The organism is Kitasatospora sp. NPDC007106, assembly GCF_040634455.1.
Lineage (GTDB): Bacteria > Actinomycetota > Actinomycetes > Streptomycetales > Streptomycetaceae > Kitasatospora > Kitasatospora arboriphila.
This window is the reverse complement of record NZ_JBEYFP010000883.1, coordinates 1-2,314: the sequence shown is the minus strand read 5'-3', so window position 1 is coordinate 2,314 and position 2,314 is coordinate 1. Positions and strand designations below refer to the sequence as shown.

Sequence of the window (2,314 nt, the reverse complement as noted above, 5' to 3'; positions counted from 1 at the left end):
GGCGGCCCGGTCGGTGGCCGGGTCGGCGGGAGCGGCGCGGTCGGGGCTGCGGTCGGCCTGGGCCGGGATGGGCACCGTGGTCACGGTGGCGGTGGCGGCCGTCCCGTACCCACCGGTGGTGCTGAGCGGGAGCGGGTCGCCGACTCCCGGGACGGCCGACGGCTCGGAGCCGGTCACGATCACAGTGGACAGCGGGACTCACTCCCTGACGGTGCGAACGTTCGACGGTACGGACGGGGTTCCGGCCGCAACGGCGAGCGGTGGGACGGGGTGTGGTGGCGGCGCCGCCCTGCGGGGCCCGGCGCACCGGTTGAGGCTACCGGACGGCCCGTTTGCCCCCGAAACGGGGCATCCCCGGCCCCACGGGGCGCCGCGCGCGGGTACCCGGCAGTGCGGGCGGGCGGCGCGGCACCGCGGTCGGCGGCCGTTTCGACCGCCCGGTCGTGCGGGTCATCATTCCGGACGGTGAGCCCGGCATTCAAGCCGTGGAGGGACGGACATCGGGCGTACGTACGACCTTCGAACGGACACAAGGTGAAGGCGGCGCAACGAATTCGGTCAGGGTGCGAACACATCGTCCGGTCATTCGCCCCTTCCCGGGCCCCACGTGCGTCGCGGCCGTCGAACCCCGGAGCATGCGGCAGACTTGGGGCCCGACGCCACTTGCGAAGGGGACCCCATGTCCGACATCTCGTCGACCAGCCGGACGCACCTCCTCCCGGAGATCGACACGGATCTCGACAGAGGCCCCGGTGCGGGCGCCGGCGGTGCCGCGCAGCCCGCCACCGAGATCCTGCTGGAACTGGTCGACGACGACGGCTTCACCATCGGCACCGCGGAGAAGCTCTCCGCCCACCAGCAGCCGGGCCGGCTGCACCGCGCGTTCTCGGTCTTCCTCTTCGACCAGCAGGGCCGGCTGCTGCTCCAGCGCCGCGCCCTCGGCAAGTACCACTCCCCCGGCGTGTGGTCGAACACCTGCTGCGGCCACCCCTACCCGGGCGAGCAGCCCTTCGTCGCGGCCGCCCGCCGCACGGCGGAGGAGCTCGGCATCGCCCCCGCCCTGCTCTGCGAGGCCGGCACCGTCCGCTACGACCTGCCGGACGAGGCCTCCGGCCTGATCGAGCGCGAGTGGAACCACCTCTTCGTCGGCCTGGTCACCGCCGACCTCGCGCCGGACCCGGACGAGATCGCCGAGACCCGCTTCGTCACCGAGGAGGAGCTGAAGGAGCTGGAGGCGGAGAAGCCGTTCTCCGCCTGGTTCCGGACGGTCTTCGAGGCCGCGCGGCCGGGCATCCGGGAGATCACCGGACGCGGCTGGTAGTCCTCCCGCAGCGGGCTCGGGCGGCCCTGCTGCCGACGCGGGCGGGTCTCCACCGCTCCGGGCCTGCCGCACGTCACCAGAGGTGGCCGTCCGGCTCCGCCGCACGCGGGGCCGGCAGCGGCAGCGAGGCCCAGATGACCTTGCCCCCGCCCTCGGTGCGCTCCACGTCGCAGGTGCCGCCCGCCTGCAGGGTCACGCTCTTCACCAGCAGCAGGCCGCGGCCGCCGAGGTTGCCCAGGTCGCTCTCCAGCGCCTTCGGCCGGTACGGGTGGAGGTCCTCCACCGCGATGCGCACCCAGCCCTCGCCGATGGCGAGCTCGGTGCTGAGGCGGGGCGAGACGACGGCGGCGTGCGTCACCGCGTTGCTCACCAGCTCGGAGACGATCAGCAGCAGGTCGTCGATCAGCTCCTGGTAGCGCTCGCCGGCCATGCCCTGGGCGAGGAGGCGGTCACGGACCGCGTGGCGGGTCTGCGGGACGGCGGCCTCCTGCGCATCGGCGACGAACCGCCAGGCGCCCGGTTCCGGGCCGACGCCCGGCCGTCTGGCCGCGGCCCCGTCCGGGGAGCCGGGGTCCGTCGAAGTGCTCGAGGCCGCCCCGCTGATCTGTTCCACGTCAAGCCACCCTTCGCATCATGACGGGAGGCTCTGCCGCGAGCCGTACGCACGGCGGCGCGGGCCGGCGGCCTTTCGGGAATCGGGCGTTCCGCTCAAGGCTCCCTTGGTCCACAGAGGCTAGGAGAGCACCCGTCGGCCACTGGCCCAGGGACTGGAAACTGGCGGCGGGTGAACTGTTCAGACCACATGCGAACGCGATCGGACCACTTCGGCCCGGTCACGATTCGTTGTACCAGCGGATCGGTCACACCGTGGGAGGTTTTCCCAGATCAGCACGGGCGGACACCGGGCTCTCCACGCCCGCCGGGGCATCCGCCGGGGCGCCCGGCGGCCGCCGCGTACGCTCCGGTACGACCCCGCCCCGCGACCGGACCGCC

At 73.8% G+C, this 2,314-nt stretch carries 2 protein-coding genes; one reads left to right on the top strand and one right to left on the bottom strand.

From position 1 onward, the window contains the following. Positions 1 to 679: 679 nt before the first annotated feature. Positions 680 to 1,321 (top strand): isopentenyl-diphosphate Delta-isomerase, encoded by a 642-nt coding sequence (idi, locus tag ABZ641_RS33605; RefSeq protein WP_344621808.1) that lies wholly within the window; start codon positions 680 to 682, stop codon positions 1,319 to 1,321. A 73-nt stretch (positions 1,322 to 1,394) separates the two neighbouring features. Here idi and ABZ641_RS33600 read toward each other — a convergent pair whose 3' ends face one another. Next, a complete protein-coding gene (locus ABZ641_RS33600) occupies positions 1,395 to 1,934 on the bottom strand; it encodes an ATP-binding protein (RefSeq protein ID WP_344621807.1) in 540 nt (179 codons plus the stop codon). Positions 1,935 to 2,314: the final 380 nt, after the last annotated feature.